Raw genomic sequence first — 16,659 nt, 5'->3', positions numbered from 1 at the left:
GGGTGATGTCAGGATGGCGGATCGTAGTCCAAGCGGCCGAAAGCCACAAGCCGAACCCGACCCGGTGGGCAACCCTGCCCGCCTCATCCTTGTTATCGGACGATCCCGGGGAATTCCCCAACCTCTCCGAACAGGATCCTCAGGCGCGAACCCGGTCGCCGACCAGGGACGCGACGATCTCCCGCAGGTCGGACACCGCATCGAGCCCGACCGGCCGGCGTCCCTCGCGATCCACGAGGATGCCCCGCAGCCCGGCCCGCTCCGCCCCGCGGACGTCGTTCTCCAGGTCGTCGCCCACGCACAGGACCCGGTTCGGCGCCAGGCCCATCCCCTCGCAGGCCGCGAGGTAGAACCCCGGATGCGGCTTGCGGACGCCGACCTCGGAGGAGATCACCACCGTCTCCACGAACCCCGCCAGGTCGGGCTTGCCGGCGGCCACGCCCCGGAGCCGGCCGTCGAAGTTCGACGCGATCCGGGTCGGGAAGCCGGCCTCGCGGAGCGCCGCCAGGGTCGGGCCCACGTCGGGGAAGCACCGCCACGCCTTGGGGTCGCCGAAGTGCTCCCACAGCTCGTCGAAGCCCCGGTCCAGGTCGGGCAGGTCGGGCAGGACGTTGGCCACGATCCTCCGCCACCGCCGACGCTCGATCCGCTCGTCGGTGGCCATCGGGCCGATCTGCTCGTCTTCCTCGTCGTTGCGGAAGTGGAGCCGGAACCGCCGCTTGACCTCGTCAAGCTCGACCACCACCCCCTGCCGCAGGGCCGCCGCCGCGTAAGCCTGGGACACCGAGGGCACCGGCTCGATCAGGGTCCCGACGGCGTCGAAGATGATCCCCTCGACATCGCCCCACTCGGCTCGACTGGTCATGTTCGCGGTGCGTCCATCAGCCCAAGGGTCGTCGGCACGTTTTGCCCAATTTCTCCATTGTGGTCGAATATTTCCGGGAGGGAAGGCCTTGACGGCCCCATCTCGCAAACTTCATTTGCGGGCCGGGCGGACCAGCCCCGGCGTGACGTCGATCTCCAGGTCGGCCACCTGCCCGGCCGCGAGCTTGGCCAGGGCGATGCCGGACATCGCGGCGTTGTCGGTGCAGAGCGCGATGGGCGGGAGGAACAACTCGACGCCCATCCTCGCGGCCATCGCCCCGACCTGCTCGCGGAACCGGCCGTTGACCGCCACCCCGCCGCCGATCCCGAGCCGGCGGAAGCCGGTCTGCTCCAGGGCCTGCCGGCACTTGGCGACCAGGATGTCCACCACCGCCTCCTGGAAGCTCGCCGCCAGGTCGGCCACCAGCGGGGCGGGCGGGGCGGTTCCGGCCGTCCGCGCGTCCTTCCCCTTCAGGGCATAGAGGACGGCGGTCTTGATCCCCGAGAAGCTGAATTCGAGCCGGGCGTCGTGGAGGAACGAGCGCGGGAAGGCGAACGCCCGGGGGTTGCCCTCCTTCGCGGCGCGTTCGATGCCGGGGCCGCCCGGATAGCCCAGGCCGAGCAGGCTGGCGACCTTGTCGAACGCCTCGCCGGCCGCGTCGTCGATCGTCCCGCCCAGGAGTTCGGCGTCGATCGGCCCCCGGCAGGCGAACAGGCTGGTGTGCCCGCCCGACACCACCAGGCCGACGCACGGGTAGACCTCGCGGTCGGGATAGGCGAGCTGGCAGGCGTAGAGGTGGCCTTCCAGGTGGTCCACGGCGATGAGGGGCACGTCCAGCGCCATGGCCAGGGCCTTGGCGGCCGTCAGCCCGACGACCAGGGCCCCGACCAGCCCGGGCCGGGTCGCCACGGCGATCGCGCCGATCTGGTCGAGCGTGACCCCGGCGCGGCGGAGGGCCTCGTCGATCACGGGCAGGATCTGCCGGGTGTGCTCGCGGGCGGCGATCTCGGGCACCACGCCGCCGAAGCGTTCGTGGAGCCCGATCTGCGACGCCACGACGCTGGACCGGATGGCGGGCACGCCAACGGCCGGGGGCGCCGGCCCTTCCAGGACCGCCGCCCCCGTCTCGTCGCACGTCGTCTCGATGGCCAGGAGATACATCGTCGGTGGGTTACTTCAGCTTGTCGGAGAGGGCGGTCAGGGCCTTATCGAGCTGCTTGTCGGCGAGCTTGGGCTCCCCCTCGACCGGCTTGCCGTCCTCCCCCTTGGCGGGCTTGGGCTTGTTGACGCTGGACAGGAAGTCGCGGTCGCGGCGGGCCAGGGCCCAGTCGTGGTATTCCCGGGGCGACAGCTTCACTTCGAGGCCCGGGCTGGGCGTGACGCCCCACTCGTCGCTCTCCTTGGCGTTCTTGAACCGGTGGATGTTCTTGCCGGAGGGCCGCCAGTAGGTGGCGATGGTCAGCTTCAGGACGCTGTCCCCATCCTCCAGGTCGAGGATGCTCTGCACCGAGCCCTTGCCGTAGGTCCGTTCGCCGACGACCAAAGCCCGGTCATGGTCCTGGAGGCAGGCCGAGAGGATCTCGGAGGCCGAGGCCGAGTTGTGGTTGACCAGCACGACCATCGGATAGTCGGGCTCGTTGCCTTCTTCGTGGGCGGTATACGTCTTCTCGGCCGTGTTCCGGCCCTTGGTGCTGACGATCTTGCCGTCCTTCACGAACATGTCGGAGATCTCGACGGCGGCGGTCAGCAGCCCGCCCGGGTCGTCGCGGAGGTCGAGGATCAGCCCCTTCATCCCCTCATCCTTCAGGGTCGCCAGGGCCTGCTTGACCTGGTCGGCGGTGTCCTGGATGAAGTTGGTGATCCGGATGTAGCCGATCTTCTTGTCCTTGTCGAGCATGAAGTCCCACTCGTCGTTGGGCTTGCGGCGATCGCCCATGACGCTGGGGACCTCGATGATCGCCCGGTTCATGCTGAGGGTTTCGAGCTTGTCGGTCCCTTCGTGGAGGACCGTGAGCTTGACCTGGGTGCCCGGCTGGCCCTGGAGCGCCTCCACGGCCTTCTCGATGTTCATCCCCTCGGTCGACTGGCCGTCGATCTCCATGATCAGGTCGCCGGCCAGGACCCCCGCGCCGTAGGCGGGCGTGCCGACCATCGGGGCGATGACCTTGAGCCTTTTGGCGTCGTCGTCCACCTCGACGGTGATCCCCAGGCCGCCGAACTTGCCGTCGATCTGCCTCTTGAACGACCGCCACTGGGACGTGTTGATGTAGGCCGAGTGGGGGTCCAGGTCGGTCAGCATCCCCCGCAGGGCGCTCTCCATCAGCTCCCGGCGCGAGACCGGCCGGACGTAGTTGGCCTGCACCTGCTCGACGGCGTCCACGAACACGCCGTACATCTCCATCACGTCGTCCTTGGGCCGGGCCGCCTGCCCCGCCTTCCAGCAGACCAGGGAAATCACCCCCACCATCGCGATTGCGTACAGGTTCCGTCGCGGCATGAACGGAGGCCCTCCGGGGCGTGGACTCGTCCTGGGATCATGGACCAACGCGGCAGCCCGGGGGACGGAGCGCGATCCGGCCCGGCCGCCACACTCCCTTTACTCTAGCCTCTGTCGGCCTCCCCCGGCAACCCGCCGTCGTGCCCGGGAGTTCCGACGCCGACGGGGCCTGGCCATCGTTCGGGACGGGCAAGGATCGGTGGGATGGAGAGCCCTCCCCTCCCAGACCCCTTGTTCGGCTTAAACTTCCCTTTTATCCTGCCCTGACCGGTTTCGCGTCATTTCTCTCGCCGCTCGCGCCGGAGTTCCTGCCGGAACTTTCCCCCTTTCCGAGAAAGCCGACCCGATGAGCCGAGTCAACATCCGAGCCCGCAACCCGCATCGCCTCCGGCACCTCGCCCTGGAATCCCTGGAACGGCGGCAGGTCCTGTCCGGGGCGAATGGTGCCCTGGTGACGAGCCTGACCCACGTGGAGGTCGGGTCGGCCACGGCCCTGGTCGTCCGGTTCGACGAGCCGATGAACCCGGCCCGGGCCGAGTCGCTGTCGGAATACAACCTGATCCGCCCCGGGCGCGGCAAGGATCAGATCTACGGGACCGCGGGCGAGGGGGCCTCGATCCCGCTCCGCTCGGCGACCTACGACGAGGCCACCCGGTCGGTCACGCTGCTGGCCGACCGCCGCCTGTCGCCCGGCTATTTCTATCGCCTGACGATCAGCGGCGACCCGCTCACCGGCCTCGCCTCGGCCGACGGCATCCCGTTCGACGGCGATGCCGACCTGACGCCGGGGGGCGACTACCGCAACCTGATCGGCTGGGGCAAGACGCTCCGCTTCGCGGACAACCAGGGGGATGTCGCCACCCTCCGCCTGGCCGGGGCGGGCCAGATGGAGGTGACCCGCGAGATCGGCGGGGATGTCCAGGTCGTCCGGGTCTCGGGGGCCAACCCCTACCGCACGACCCTCTCGGGCGGCGTCCAGAAGGCGCGTCGGGGCAACGGGCAGGTGGCGATCCCGGTCCTCGAAGGGGCGAACGAGGTCATCACGACCCTGGCGCGGCCGACCTTCGCGATCGACTCGAAGCCCCTGGTCGCCTCGGCGAACTTTCCCTACGCGCTCCAGATCACGCCGGTGGCCCTGCCCTCGGCCCTGGCCCTGCAGTCGATGACCTTCGCCCAGGCCGACGGCAAGTGGCTCATGATCGGCGGCCGGACCAACGGCCTGCACAACTTCGACGGCGTGACCCCGACCAACCCGGACGGCGGGTTCCCCCGCCAGTTCCAGAACCGGTCGATCGTGGTGATCGACCCTAGCACCGGCCGGACCTGGGAGAAGCCCTGGGCCGAGACCGGCGTCTCCGCCCTGGTGGCCGACGCCCTGTCGTCGACCAACCAGCAGTCCTACCAGGAGGGCGACACCCTCTACACGGTCGGCGGCTACGGGCTGGATTCGTCGACGGGGCTGTTCACCACGTTCGATACCCTGACCGCCATCGACGTCCCCGACCTGATCCGCGCCGTGACCCTGGGCGGCGACGTGGCCGCGACGGTGCGGCAGGCCCGCGACCCCCGGCTCCGCGCGACGGGCGGGGACATGGAGGCGATCGACGGCCGGACCTACCTCGTCTTCGGCCAGGACTTCCAGGGCCGCTACACCGGGTCGACGGCCGACATCAGCCAGGTCTACAACAACACGATCGCCTCGTTCCGGATCGTCGACAACGCGAAGCGGCTGGGGATCACCCAGTACACCGCCCAGGTGGACCCGATCCAGTTCCACCGCCGCGACTACAACCTGGCCCACCGGATCGACGCCCACGGTAACCCCGGCCTGGTGGCCATCGGCGGCGTGTTCACACCGGACGGCAACGGCTATCGGAACTCGGTCTACATCGACCGCAGGGGCCGGTCGCGGGTCGACTACGCCTATCAGCAGTTCTTCAGCCAGTACAACAGCCCCAAGATCCCCCTGTTTGACGCCCGCGACCGGTCGTCGCAGACGATCCTCCTGGGCGGGATCAGCCTCACCAGCTACGACCCGGCGACCGGCCAGTTCACCCAGGACACCGGGCTCCCGTTCGTCAACGACGTCTCGACGACGATGGTCCACCCCAACGGGTCGACCCAGGAATACGCCTTCCCGACCCAGCTCCCGTTCCTCCTCGGCGCCGGGGCGGCCTTCTTCGCCAACCCCGACCTGCCCACGCTGGCCGGCGGCGTGGTCCGGCTGGACAGGCTCAAGTCGCCGACCGACCTGGGCATCATGTTCGGCGGGATCTTCGCCCAGCAGCCCAACTTCGGCAACTCCACCGCGTCCGCCCTGGCCTACCGGATCACCCTGATCCCGCGGGCCTGAACCACCGACGATGATCCCGGGGTGATGCCCGCCCCGGGATCATCGCCATCGGGCGGTCAGCCTTCCACCACGCCCTCGATCACGCAGGTCGGCGAGGCGGTCGGCACGATCCGGGTCATCCGGAACCCGGCCTCGGCGAGGAGGTCGCGGAACTGGGCCTCGGTCCGCTCGTGCCCGCCGACCATGACCAGCATCTCCAGGTCCAGCAGCTTGCCGGGGTGGGGGTCGTTGCCGGGGGGGATCACCATCTCCGCCAGCAAGACCCGCCCTCCCGGCTTGAGGGCCTCGCGGCAGTTCCGGAGGATCGTCGTGGCCCGTCCGTCCTCCCAGTCGTGGATCACGCTCTTGAGGATGCAGGCGTCCGCACCGCCCGGCACGGAGGCGAAGAAGTCGCCCGCCATGAGCTGGCAATCGAGTCCGTCCAGCTTGTCCTTCGCCCCCGCGATCACCTCCGGCGTCTCATAAAGGATGCCCCGCAGCCCCGGGTTGGCCCGGAGGATCGTCGCGAGCAGGTAGCCGTGCCCGCCGCCGACATCCATCAGCGTGCCGATCCCCGAGAAGTCGTAGGCGTCGGCGACCGCGTGCGAGTTCTGCATCGACCAGCCGGTCATGGCCTCGTCGAAGACCGACGCGGCGGCGGGATTTTTGGCCAGGTAGTCGAAGGCCGGCACCCCGAAGGCGGTTTCGAACGCCGGCTCGCCGGTCTTCACGCAGCGATACAGGTCGCCCCACGGCCGCCAGGTGAAATCCTCGCCCGCCATCTGGGCAACGGCCCGCAGCGAGCCGGGCACGTCGGACCGGAGGAACCCGGCGGCCGGCGTCAGGGCGAAGTGCCGGTCCCCCTCCTCGACGAACACGCCGACGCTGGCCAGGGCGCGGAGCACCCGATACAGCGCCCCCTCATCGACCTGGTTGGATCGGGCCAGTTCATCGCACGGCCTGGGGCCATCCTTCAGCAAGTCGGCGATCCCCAGCTTGGCCGCGACGCTCACGGCCTGGGACAGCCACTTGCCCATGATCAGATTCTGCAGAACCAACATCTCGGCGGGCGGGGCGGAATCCGGCACAGCACTGACTCCTTTCGGGGAAACAAAGATCGCCCCGAACTACGCGGCACGGCCCGCCCGGTGACGCGGACCGCTCGCCGAGTCCGACCGCGAGGAAAAACAGACCCACCGATCGGGCCGGCAGCCGAGTCCGCCCGCGAGGAAAAACAGACCCACCGACGGACCAACCCGGCCTGCCGACGTCCCCCTCCCCTGGTCCAGCCACGCTCACAATCGGGCGACGGCCGCACACAGATCCTTCCTGCCGGCCGCCGGCGCCGGGCAGGCGAAGTGCTCACAAATCCGGCCATGGATAACACTCCAGGACGACCTCGGTCCTTTGCAAGAGTAGGCTGGGTCGAGGCCCAGCAACCGCCATGAAGCTGGGTCTCGACCCAGCCTAACCTGACGGAGCATCACCGCCGACCGGCGGAGAATCCGATCGAGGTTGGTTGATCGTGGGTCGAATCCGCAGATCTCGCCGCCCGCCGCAGCCTCCTCCACCGGACGGCACCCATGATGGGTGCAACGATCAGCGCGGCCGAGTGAATCAAGAAAATGGACCAGAAGGAAAAACCCAACAGGTAGATCCACGCGTCCGGATGCCCCAGGAAATACGCCATGCGACCCCAGAGGATGGGCTCACCCCATCCCATGAAGAGCATGATGGCGACGACGCCGGAGAGAGTCGAGGCCAGCAAACCGGCCGCGAGTCGGGCCACCCTCAGCCTTGTCGATGGGACCTCCGCCAGACAGAGCAGGATTCGGGCCGTGACCAACGCGACCAGCCCGTTGGCCAGGATGACAACCACCATTCCGGACGAGGCGTGAATCGCGGCGAACACGACGCTGCAGCCGAGGACAAGCCCCATCAGCCTGCCGATGGTGAGGCGCCGGCGTCCGCCGCTCATGCTTCGACCCCGCTCACAATTTGGCGACGGCCGCCCGCAGGTCTTCCACGCCGACCACCGGCGCCTGGCAGGTGAAGTGCTCGCAGATGTAGGTGGTGACCTGGCCTTTCTGGGCCGGGCGATCGGCCAGGAGCGGGACCAGGGTGGCCAGGGCCGGCGGCACCGGGCCGGGGGCCGGGGCGACGACCGAGTGGGGCAGGAACCGGGCGCCGATGGCGGCGAGGGCCTGTCGCAGCTCGGCGGGGTCGTTCCCGGCGATCACGGCGAACTCGCGGGTCGGGGCCAGGAGGAAGTCGAGCGCGACGAGGCTCTGGCCGGCGGCGGCCGGGGCCTTTTCGAGCACGAGGCGGACCGAGCGGAGGGTGGACTTCGCGAGGTCCGCGAAGTCGGCCCGGCCGGTGAGGGCGGCCAGGCGGGCCAAGGCCGTGGCGGCCATGGCGTTGCCCGACGGGGTGGCGTTGTCGTAGGCGTCCTTCTGGCGGACGATCAGCGACTCGTGGCTCTGGCCGACGTAGAAGAAACCCCCATCCTTCGCGTCGTGGAACTCGGCGATCATGATCCGGGCCAGGTCCGCCGCCGCCTCGATCCAGCGGGCGGTTCCGGTCGCCTCGAACAGGCGGGTCAGGCCGTCGATGAAGTTGGCGTAGTCGTCGAGATAGGCGTTGAGCTTCCCCTGCCCGTCCTTGAAGGTGCGGAGCAGGCGGCCGTCGGGCCCGCGGAGCTTGTCCAGGACGAAGGCGGACGCCCGCGCGGCGGCCTCGGCATAGCGGGGCTCGTCGAGGATCGACGCCCCCTCGGCCAAGGCGGCGATCATGAGGCCGTTCCAGGACGTGAGGATCTTGGTATCCATGTGGGGATGGATCCGGTGATCCCGGCTGGCCAGCAGCTTCGACCGGTCGGCCGCGAGGTCGGCGCGGAGCCCGGCCTCATCCCGGCCCAGCTTCTTGGCGACCTCGGCGAGCGGCCGGGGCAGGTTCAGGATGTTGGCGTGCTCCCAGTTGCCCGCCTCGGTGACGTCATACGCTTCGGCGAAGACGGCGGCCCGCTCGTCGCCCAGGATCTCGCGGATCTGGGGGAGGGTCCAGACGTAAAACCTCCCCTCGACGCCCTCGCTGTCGGCGTCCTCGGTGGCGTGGAAGCCGCCGTCGGCGGCCGTCATGCGTCCCAGGACGTAATCCATCGTCTCGCGGGCGATTCGGGCATACTCGGGGTCGCGGGTCGCCTGGAAGGCTTCGAGGTAGGTCGTGGTCAGCAGGGCGTTGTCATAGAGCATCTTCTCGAAGTGCGGGACCAGCCACCGCTCGTCGGTCGAGTAGCGGGCGAACCCGCCCCCGAGGTGGTCGTAAATTCCGCCCCGGCCCATCTTGTCGAGCGTGTGCGTGACCATGTGGAGGGCGTGGGTGTCGCCGGTGCGGGCGTGCTGGCGGAGCAGGAGGCGGAGGTCCATCGGGTGCGGGAACTTGGGCGAGTGGCCGAACCCGCCGTGGATCGGCTCGAACGACCGCCCCAGGGCCTTGACCGCCCCGTCCAGCAGGCTCGCGTCGAGGTCCCCTTCCCCCTTCGGGATCTCCCCCGCGACGCGAAGTTGCTCGGTCATCTCGGCGGCGGCGTTGGCGATCTCGCCCCGGCGCTCCTTCCAGGCCCGTTCCACGCTCAGCAGGACCCGGGGGAAGCCGGGAATCCCCTGGCGATCGGCGGGCGGGTAGTACGTCCCGCCGAAGAACGGCTTGAGGTCGGGCGTGAGGAACACCGACATCGGCCAGCCGCCGTGCCCGGTCAGGGCCTGGACGGCGGCCATGTAGATGTTGTCCAGGTCGGGACGTTCCTCGCGGTCGACCTTGATGTTCACGAACCTCTGGTTCATGATCGCCGCGATCTCGGCGTTCTCGAAGCTCTCCCGCTCCATGACGTGGCACCAGTGGCACGCCGAATAGCCGATCGACAGGAAGATCGGCTTGTCCTCGGCCTTCGCCTTCGCCAGCGCCTCCGGCCCCCAGGGGTACCAGTCGACCGGGTTGTGGGCGTGCTGGAGCAGGTACGGGCTGGTCTCTCCGGCGAGCCGGTTGGCGGGATGCGGGCGGGGTTGGTCGGACATCGGTCACTCGGCTCGTCGGGTGTCGGTCGTGATGGTGCGGGACGGGGAAGCCCTCCCATTGTAAAGGATGGCTTGCAACTGACGAGCCTGCACCGACGCGGCCGGCGTTCCATCAGGCCCCGATCCATCGCCGCTCGGATCGTCCGGGCCGACGAATCTCGAATCCAGGAAGGAGGAACACCGATGCCGAACGACCTGGGACGCGAGGAAGACGCCCACCTCCGACGACTGCTGGCCCTCGTCCCATCGCTCCCGGACCGGCGGTGGGCGATCCGCCCGCTGGGCGGCGGGATGACCAACCACAATTACCGCGTCGATGCGGGCGGCGAATCCTACGCCCTCCGGATCGCCGGCGCGGACACCGCCGCGCTCGGCATCGATCGCGATCAGGAGGTGGCCTGCCTGCGGGCGGCCGCGGCGGGCGGCGTCGGCCCGGAGGTCATCGCCTACCTGCCCGAACACGAGGCGATCCTCACCCGCCACCTGGCGGGGCGGACGCTCGGGGCGGACGATCTCCGCGACCCGGGCATCCTCGGCCGCGTGGCCGGGGCGATCCGGCGGGGCCACGACCTCCCGGTACCGGCCGGGGTCACCCGCTTCTCGGTGTTCGCCACGATCCGCCACAACCGGGAGCTGGCCGAGGAAGCGGGCGTCGCCATGCCGGCGGAGTTGGACCGGCCCGCCGGGGTCCTGGATCGGCTGGAGGCGGAACTCGGGACGGGGGAGCCGCCCTGCCTCTGCCACAACGACCTGCTGCCAGCGAACCTGATCGACGACGGCCGGCGGGCCTGGATCATCGACTGGGAGTACGCCGGCCAGGGGGACCGCTTCTTCGACCTGGGCTGCTTCGCCGCCAATGGCGACCTGGACGAGGCCCAGGAACGCACGCTGGCCGAGGTCTATTTCGGCGAGGTTCGCCCGGCCGACCTGCGCCGCATCCGGCTCATGCGGCTGGCCTCGTGCCTGCGTGAAGCGACGTGGGGCTATCTCCAGTCGGCCATCTCGCAGGTCCACGGGCCGGAGTTCTATCTGGACTATGCCGAGGACCATCTGGGCCGCTTCGTCGCGGCCCGCGGCCCGCTCCTTTGAACCTCAGGGGCGGTTCGACCCGGGACGATGCCCGGGGGCCACGGCGTCCCGGCCATGCGGCCCGCGATGGAGCGGGTGGCCGGGGGTGGGCGGGGCCAGGGCCGCCACGATCCGCTCGGCGGCGCGGTCCGAGGCGCCCGGGATGGCGACCCGGTCGCGCAGATCGGCCAGGGTCTTCGAGGCGCGGGCCCTTTCGGCGGGGTCGTTGAGCCAGGTGAGGGCGTGCGCGGCCATCTCGTCCGACACGTCGCGCGAGGTGAGGTACTCGGGCATGACCTCGGCGTCGGCCAGGAGGTTCACCAGGGCGATGTACTTGCTCTTGATGAACTTGCGGGCGACCCAGAGGTCGAACCGCTTGATCCGGTAGAGGACGACGGTCGGCAGGGCCTCGACCATCAACTCCAGCCCCACCGAGCCCGACACGGCCCAGGCCACGTCGGCCAGGCGGATCAGCTCGGGGGTGCGGGCGGCGTGGATCTCCACGTCGACCTCGGCGTTGGTCTTCTCGATGATCTCGGTCGCCAGGGCGCGATGGCGGTCGTGGAGGCAGGCGATGGCGAATCGGGCGTCGGGGCGTTGCTTGGCTAGCTTGGCGGCGGCGCGGAGCATGGTCGGGAGGTTGCGGGTGACCTCCTGGGTCCGGGACCCGGGCAAGATCGCCACCAGAGGACCCTTCTCGCGCCCCATCACGGCGAGGAACTCGGCGTCGAGATGGCGCTCGGTCAGCTCGTCGAAGTAGGGATGCCCGACGTGGACCGCCCCGGGCACGCCCCGGGCGTGATACCAGGCCGGCTCGAACGGGAGGGTGCAGAGGACGTGGTCGATCGACCGCCGGACCTTCTTGACCCGCCACCCGGCCCAGGCCCAGATCTGCGGCGGGACGAAGTAGATCACCGGGATGCCGTACTTCTTGGCCCTTTTGGCCAGGACCCAGTGGAACCCGGGATAGTCGATCACCACCAGCGCGTCGGGCCGGTTGGTGCGGAATTCTTCCTCGGCCTGGTCGATCAGGGCGAAGAACTTGGGGAGCTTGATCAGGACGCGGAGGAACCACATCACGGCCAGCTCGACCAGGGGGAACAGCAGGGTCGCCCCGGCCTCCTCCATCTTCGGGCCGCCGAAGCCGACGAACTCGACGTCGGGCCGGAGCCGCCGGATCGAGTGGATCAGGTTGGCGCCGTGGAGATCGCCGCTGGGCTCGCCGGCTGACAGGAAGATGCGCATCGGAAGTGGCTCGCGTCCATGCCTGGGGTCGGGTCCATCCCACCGCCGCCGACCTTAGCAGTTCGCGGCCATTCCGGGAAGCCGAGGCCCGTCTCGGGGATCACGCCTCGTCGGATGGCCCTTCGCCCGTCTCGTCGGGATCGGCCTCCTCGGGGCCGGGCTCGTCGGCAATGCCCAGTTCCTTGATCCGCCGGTACAGGAACGGGCGGTTGACGCCGAGCAGCTTGGCGGCCCGCGACTTGTTCTGCCGGGATCGCCCCAGGGCCTTCTCGATCGCCTCGCGCTCGACCTGGACGAGCAGGTCCTTGAGCGAGGCCGGCGGGGGCGCGGGGGGCGGCTGGTAGGCCCCCCCGCGATGACCCCGGATCGTCGGCGGGATGTCCTCGACGCCGATGAGCGGCCCGGCCCCCCGGGCGTGGGCCTCCTCGATCACCCGGGCCAGCTCGCGGAGGTTGCCGGGCCAGTCGTAGGCGGCCAGCGCGGCCAGGGCCTCGGGGCGGAACCCCTCGCGGCGGCGTTCGCCGCGGAGGTTGGCCCGCTCCAGCAGGTGCTGGGCCAGCAGCGGCAGTTCGTCGACCCGCTCGCGGAGCGGGCGGAGCCGGAGGACCAGCGTCGTCAGGGCATAATACAGGTCGGGCCGGAGCCGCTCGGCCCCGAGCGCCGCGTCGGGGTCGCCGGAGGTGGTCGCCACCAGCCGGGCGCGGCCGTCCAGCCCGGCGGCGAGCCGGGCTTGGAGGTCGCGGGGCAGGTCCAGGATGTCGCCGATCAGGACCGTCGCGCCGTCCGGCACGGTCAGGCCCGGCCCCTCGCCGTCCGCCCCGCCGAACAGCTCGCGCTCCAGCACCTCCGGCGGCAGCGCCTTGCAGTCGTAGGCCAGCAGCGGGGCCTGGCGACGCGGGCCGCGATGGTGGATCGTCTGGGCGGCCAGCCGCTTGCCCGTCCCCCCCTCCCCCACGATCAGGACCGGGACGGCGGTCGCGGAGGCCGCCGCGACCTGATCGAGCAGCCGCCGGTGCGCGGGGCCCCGGCCGACCATCGACTCGACCCCGTGCCGCCGGTGGAGCCGGTCGCGGGCCTCCATCAGCTCGGCGCGGAGCTTGTGGGCCTCGGAGTCGGGGGCGTGCGGGGCCTCGTCGGCCGGGCGGACCATCCCCATGACGCCGATCAGGCCCCCCTGGGCGTCGTGGAACGGCCAGAACTCGACCCGACGCCGGAGCCTCTCCCCGTCCGAGCGGAGGATCAGCGTCGTCGATCCGGCGGGATGGCCGGACATCGCCTCGGGCGGCGGGCAGAAGCTGCCCCCCAGGCCGGCCAGGTCATTCGGGCGGGTCGGCCCGTGGGGCCGGCACTCCAGGCCGGCCACCTCCTCGGCGGCGTGCCCGGTCAGTTCCTCCCAGGCCCGATTCACCGAGAGGATGCGATGGTCCGGGCCGAGCCAGAACATCGGCTCGCAAGCGTTCTGAACGAGGGCGTCCAGCCGGGCGCCCGAGGCTCGGTGTGGCGGCATGGCCGGGGTGGGGCGTCCGGGACGAAGGGAGGGAAAAGCGCCCGGGTCGGGGAGAGCGACCCGAAGCCATCCCCAAGGTAGCCTGATCGGTCCGGCGAGGTAAGCGGATTCCTGCCTCACCATCGGTCGGCCCGATGGTGCGGTTCAGTTGGCGCATTCCTGGGAGAAACAACTCCAGGACCAGACCACCTGCCCGATCACCGGGGATTCTCCCTCGTCATCCATCTCCACCGGCATGAGGGGATGTTCGCGGCTCGGCTGGTTGGGCCGGAGGATCAGGTGGCGTCCGCTGATCTCGAGCCAGCGGATCATGGCGACGCCATCGATCACGGCGGCGACCATCTTGCCCTGCAACCGCCGGGGGTCGGCCAGGGAACGGTCGACGGCGACGACGGAGCCCGCCGGCAGGATCGGGAACATCGCCTCGTCGTCCAGCCGCACGGCCACGGTCTCTTTCGGGTGGGGCAGCCAATCGCGATAGGCGAGGATGTGCCCCTCGATCCGGTCGGCGACCGGGGCCTTGGCCCCCAGGTCGGCCAGGGAGATCAGGCTCACCGCGACGAAATCCGAGGAGACGTCCCCGGGGGGCTGGTCCGGAGGCACGACCACCACCCCCTCCGGCCGCTGCTCCAGCTTCTCCAATCCCTTGCGGATCAACTCGATCGGCGACATGTCGGAGAGGGAGAAATCGTCGCCGCCGCGGGTCAGCCGCTCCCCCTCGCCGGACAGGAGCCAGACCGGGTTGGCCCCCGTCTGATCGATGAACGACAGCAGCACTTCCGCCGGGACCGTCACGCCGGTCTCGTAGTTGTACCAGGTCCGGGCGGGGAGGTTGAGGCGACGAGCCAGCTCGGGTCCGCCATGATCGCCGAACAATTCCTGGCGGACTTCGCGGAGCCGCCTCGAGATCGATGCTTTGACATTCACGCGGACTTTGGACGTTTTTTTTCGGGCCACGGCGTATCATCCCGCTGACGGGAGTCCCTTTCGGTCCATTCGGAATCGAATCAACCCTTGGGACGCGAACGATCGGAGTCTTAGTAAACCCGGCCTCGCCCGTCAAGCCTCCAGCCCAAGCACGAGGCCGGATTTTTCTTGAATGGCCGACCCTCCCCGTCGATCCCGAGGCCGATTATGCGCCAGCATTCGCGGGTTTGATAGGGATGTTTAAGAAACGATCATGGATGTCGCTTCCACGCCACAATTCAAGCATAAAACCGGCCCCGCCCCGCCCCTCGGCGGGGGTCCGCCCGGGGCCGGAGGGGATGGGTTCGGCCGTCATCGTTCGGTCAAAAAATGCCCAACTGGTCGCGGGCGTCGTCGCTCATCCGGTCGGGGGACCAGGGCGGGGTCATCACCAGCTTCACGTTGGCCTTGGCGACCCCTTCGACCTTTTCGATCGCGGCGACTGCGTTGCGGAGGATCTCCGGGCCGGCCGGGCAAGCGGGGGTGGTCAGCGTCATCTCGACGTCGACCTCTTCCTCGCGGGTCTGGACCGTGTAGACCAGCCCGAGGTCGACGATGTTGACGTTCAACTCGGGGTCGATCACGGTGCGAAGGGCATCGACCACGGTCTCTTGATCGGTCATGGTGGGGCGATTCCAGGGGAGGGGCCGGGCGGGGATGAGGGCGGCCGGGGAGGCGGCCGCCGCGGGCTTCTCAGGGGGCGGCCGGGCCGGCGTCGCCGGAGGGCCGGGCCATCGCGGCCTTGGTCACTTCCTTCTTGAGGCGGTTCAGGACCCCGGTCAGGCCCCGGACCCGGAGCATCCCGAGGATCTCCGTCAGGCCGATCCGCTCGACCAGGTCGGACTTGAGGCCGAGGACGTCCTCGACGGTCGCCCCGCTCAGGCCTTCGACCAGGATGGCCACGAACCCGCGGACCGTGGGGGCCTCGATCGGGGCATCGGCGTGGATCTCGACCCGGTCCCCGTTGGCCTCGACGAACAGGAAGACCGGCGACTGGCACTCCTCGACGCGATGCTCGGCATCCTTGAGCGCCGCGAGCCGGTCGGGCAGCGGGGGCAGGTTCTTGGCGAAGTCGATCAGCATCTCGATCCGTTCCTGACGGTCGGCTTCGCTGAGTTCCGAGACGATTTCGTCGAGCGCGGCGGCCACGGGCGAGTTCCTCGCGGGGGATGGGCGACCAGGGCGGACTCTGCGGGGGCTCAGGCCCCCTTGGCGATCGGGGCGCGGACCAGGTTGCCCCACTCGCACCACGAACCGTCGTAGTTGCGGACCTTCTCGTAGCCCAGCAGGTAGGTCAGGACGAACCAGGTCAGGCTGGACCGCTCGCCGATCCGGCAATAGGCGATGATGTCGTCGGAGGGGTTCAGGCCCACCTCGCCCTGGTAGATCGCCTTGAGTTCCCCGGCGGTCTTGAAGGTGCCGTCCTCGTTCACGGCGCGGGCCCAGGGGACGCTGACGGCGCCCGGGATGTGGCCGCCGCGGAGGGTGCCTTCCTGGGGGTACTCCTCCATGTGGGTCCGCTCGCCGGTGAACTCCTTGGGGCTGCGGACGTCCAGCAGGGGCAGGCCGCCCTTGGAGTGGGCCAGGGCGTCGTCGCGGAACGCGCGGATGGTCGCCTCGGCGCTGGCGCCGACGTTGTAGATGGTGGGCGGGTAGTTGGGGACCTCGGTGGTCGTGGGACGCTTCTCGTCCATCCACAGCTTGCGGCCGCCGTTCATCACGCGGCAGTCCTTGTGGCCGAACAGCTTGAACGCCCAGAAGGCGTAGCAGGCCCACCAATTCGACTTGTCGCCGTAGAAGACGACGGTGGTGGAGTCGGTGATCCCGGCCCGGGCGCAGATCGAGGCGAACTTCTCGGCGTCGATGTAGTCGCGGACCAGCTGGTCCTGCAGGTCGCCCTGCCAGTCGATCTTCACCGCGCCGGGGATGTGGCCCATGTCATAGAGCAGGACATCCTCGTCGCTCTCGACGATCCGGACCTTGGGGTCGTTCAGGTGCTCCTGGACCCAGTCGGCGGAGACGAGGACTTCGGGGTGGGCATAGGATTCGGACATCGGACGGGCTCCCGTTGCGGTGCAGGTCGCTGGAGGAAAGGGTCGGGGTCGG

General features: G+C 69.7%; 14 protein-coding genes. 2 read left to right on the top strand and 12 right to left on the bottom strand.

From position 1 onward, the window contains the following. Positions 1-139 precede the first annotated feature (139 nt). From TA3x_RS10640 to TA3x_RS10630, 3 genes are all read right to left on the bottom strand, one after another. On the bottom strand, positions 140-865 hold the full coding sequence (locus tag TA3x_RS10640; RefSeq protein WP_435020990.1) for an HAD-IA family hydrolase: 726 nt from the start codon (positions 863-865) through the stop codon (positions 140-142). A 111-nt stretch (positions 866-976) separates the two neighbouring features. After that, positions 977-2,026 (bottom strand): tRNA (adenosine(37)-N6)-threonylcarbamoyltransferase complex transferase subunit TsaD, encoded by a 1,050-nt coding sequence (tsaD, locus tag TA3x_RS10635; protein WP_435020988.1) that lies wholly within the window; start codon positions 2,024-2,026, stop codon positions 977-979. 10 nt (positions 2,027-2,036) lie between these two features. Further along, complete coding sequence (locus TA3x_RS10630) at positions 2,037-3,362, bottom strand: S41 family peptidase (RefSeq protein ID WP_435020986.1); 1,326 nt, start codon at positions 3,360-3,362, stop codon at positions 2,037-2,039. A gap of 346 nt (positions 3,363-3,708) precedes the next feature. On the opposite strand from TA3x_RS10630, the gene TA3x_RS10625 reads away from it, so the two are divergent. Beyond that, the gene (locus TA3x_RS10625) at positions 3,709-5,715 is read left to right on the top strand and encodes a hypothetical protein (protein WP_435020984.1); all 2,007 of its coding nucleotides are present in this window, start codon (positions 3,709-3,711) and stop codon (positions 5,713-5,715) included. A 56-nt stretch (positions 5,716-5,771) separates the two neighbouring features. On the opposite strand, the gene TA3x_RS10620 is transcribed toward TA3x_RS10625, so the two are convergent. From TA3x_RS10620 to TA3x_RS10610, 3 genes are all read right to left on the bottom strand, one after another. Beyond that, on the bottom strand, positions 5,772-6,782 hold the full coding sequence (locus TA3x_RS10620; RefSeq protein WP_435020982.1) for a methyltransferase: 1,011 nt from the start codon (positions 6,780-6,782) through the stop codon (positions 5,772-5,774). Between the two features lie 395 nt (positions 6,783-7,177). Then, the gene (locus TA3x_RS10615; RefSeq protein ID WP_435020980.1) at positions 7,178-7,672 is read right to left on the bottom strand and encodes a hypothetical protein; all 495 of its coding nucleotides are present in this window, start codon (positions 7,670-7,672) and stop codon (positions 7,178-7,180) included. Between the two features lie 13 nt (positions 7,673-7,685). Then, the gene (locus tag TA3x_RS10610) at positions 7,686-9,767 is read right to left on the bottom strand and encodes a thioredoxin domain-containing protein (protein ID WP_435020978.1); all 2,082 of its coding nucleotides are present in this window, start codon (positions 9,765-9,767) and stop codon (positions 7,686-7,688) included. A gap of 183 nt (positions 9,768-9,950) precedes the next feature. Here TA3x_RS10610 and TA3x_RS10605 point away from each other — a divergent pair, with 183 nt between their 5' ends. Next, entirely contained in the window at positions 9,951-10,856 is a 906-nt protein-coding gene (locus tag TA3x_RS10605; protein ID WP_435020976.1) for a phosphotransferase, read from the top strand. Between the two features lie 3 nt (positions 10,857-10,859). Here TA3x_RS10605 and lpxB read toward each other — a convergent pair whose 3' ends face one another. From lpxB to TA3x_RS10575, 6 genes are all read right to left on the bottom strand, one after another. After that, positions 10,860-12,080, bottom strand: a complete 1,221-nt coding sequence (lpxB, locus tag TA3x_RS10600) for a lipid-A-disaccharide synthase (protein ID WP_435020974.1) — start codon at positions 12,078-12,080, stop codon at positions 10,860-10,862. A gap of 100 nt (positions 12,081-12,180) precedes the next feature. Then, a complete protein-coding gene (locus tag TA3x_RS10595) occupies positions 12,181-13,587 on the bottom strand; it encodes a sigma 54-interacting transcriptional regulator (protein WP_435020972.1) in 1,407 nt (468 codons plus the stop codon). A 144-nt stretch (positions 13,588-13,731) separates the two neighbouring features. Next, on the bottom strand, positions 13,732-14,514 hold the full coding sequence (locus tag TA3x_RS10590; protein ID WP_435020970.1) for a helix-turn-helix domain-containing protein: 783 nt from the start codon (positions 14,512-14,514) through the stop codon (positions 13,732-13,734). Between the two features lie 362 nt (positions 14,515-14,876). Beyond that, positions 14,877-15,176 carry a metal-sulfur cluster assembly factor gene (locus TA3x_RS10585; RefSeq protein WP_435020968.1) on the bottom strand — a complete coding sequence of 100 codons (300 nt, stop codon included), beginning with the start codon at positions 15,174-15,176 and terminating at the stop codon, positions 14,877-14,879. 70 nt (positions 15,177-15,246) lie between these two features. Continuing rightward, positions 15,247-15,702, bottom strand: coding sequence for a SufE family protein (locus TA3x_RS10580; RefSeq protein ID WP_435020966.1), 456 nt, complete (start codon positions 15,700-15,702; stop codon positions 15,247-15,249). 50 nt (positions 15,703-15,752) lie between these two features. Further along, the gene (locus TA3x_RS10575; RefSeq protein ID WP_435020964.1) at positions 15,753-16,607 is read right to left on the bottom strand and encodes a sulfurtransferase; all 855 of its coding nucleotides are present in this window, start codon (positions 16,605-16,607) and stop codon (positions 15,753-15,755) included. Positions 16,608-16,659 lie beyond the last annotated feature (52 nt).

It is taken from the genome of Tundrisphaera macrotermitis, from assembly GCF_051175315.1.
Classification (GTDB): domain Bacteria; phylum Planctomycetota; class Planctomycetia; order Isosphaerales; family Isosphaeraceae; genus Tundrisphaera.
This window is presented reverse-complemented; position numbering and strand designations above follow the sequence as displayed.

What these genes read in the sequence shown, in the direction of transcription:
- TA3x_RS10640 (WP_435020990.1), bottom strand. Translation starts at nt 865, where the DNA reads ATGACCAGTCGAGCCGAGTGGGGCGATGTCGAGGGGATCATCTTCGAC.
- tsaD (WP_435020988.1), bottom strand. Translation starts at nt 2,026, where the DNA reads ATGTATCTCCTGGCCATCGAGACGACGTGCGACGAGACGGGGGCGGCG.
- TA3x_RS10630 (WP_435020986.1), bottom strand. Translation starts at nt 3,362, where the DNA reads ATGCCGCGACGGAACCTGTACGCAATCGCGATGGTGGGGGTGATTTCC.
- TA3x_RS10625 (WP_435020984.1), top strand. Translation starts at nt 3,709, where the DNA reads ATGAGCCGAGTCAACATCCGAGCCCGCAACCCGCATCGCCTCCGGCAC.
- TA3x_RS10615 (WP_435020980.1), bottom strand. Translation starts at nt 7,672, where the DNA reads ATGAGCGGCGGACGCCGGCGCCTCACCATCGGCAGGCTGATGGGGCTT.
- TA3x_RS10610 (WP_435020978.1), bottom strand. Translation starts at nt 9,767, where the DNA reads ATGTCCGACCAACCCCGCCCGCATCCCGCCAACCGGCTCGCCGGAGAG.
- TA3x_RS10605 (WP_435020976.1), top strand. Translation starts at nt 9,951, where the DNA reads ATGCCGAACGACCTGGGACGCGAGGAAGACGCCCACCTCCGACGACTG.
- lpxB (WP_435020974.1), bottom strand. Translation starts at nt 12,080, where the DNA reads ATGCGCATCTTCCTGTCAGCCGGCGAGCCCAGCGGCGATCTCCACGGC.
- TA3x_RS10595 (WP_435020972.1), bottom strand. Translation starts at nt 13,587, where the DNA reads ATGCCGCCACACCGAGCCTCGGGCGCCCGGCTGGACGCCCTCGTTCAG.
- TA3x_RS10585 (WP_435020968.1), bottom strand. Translation starts at nt 15,176, where the DNA reads ATGACCGATCAAGAGACCGTGGTCGATGCCCTTCGCACCGTGATCGAC.
- TA3x_RS10575 (WP_435020964.1), bottom strand. Translation starts at nt 16,607, where the DNA reads ATGTCCGAATCCTATGCCCACCCCGAAGTCCTCGTCTCCGCCGACTGG.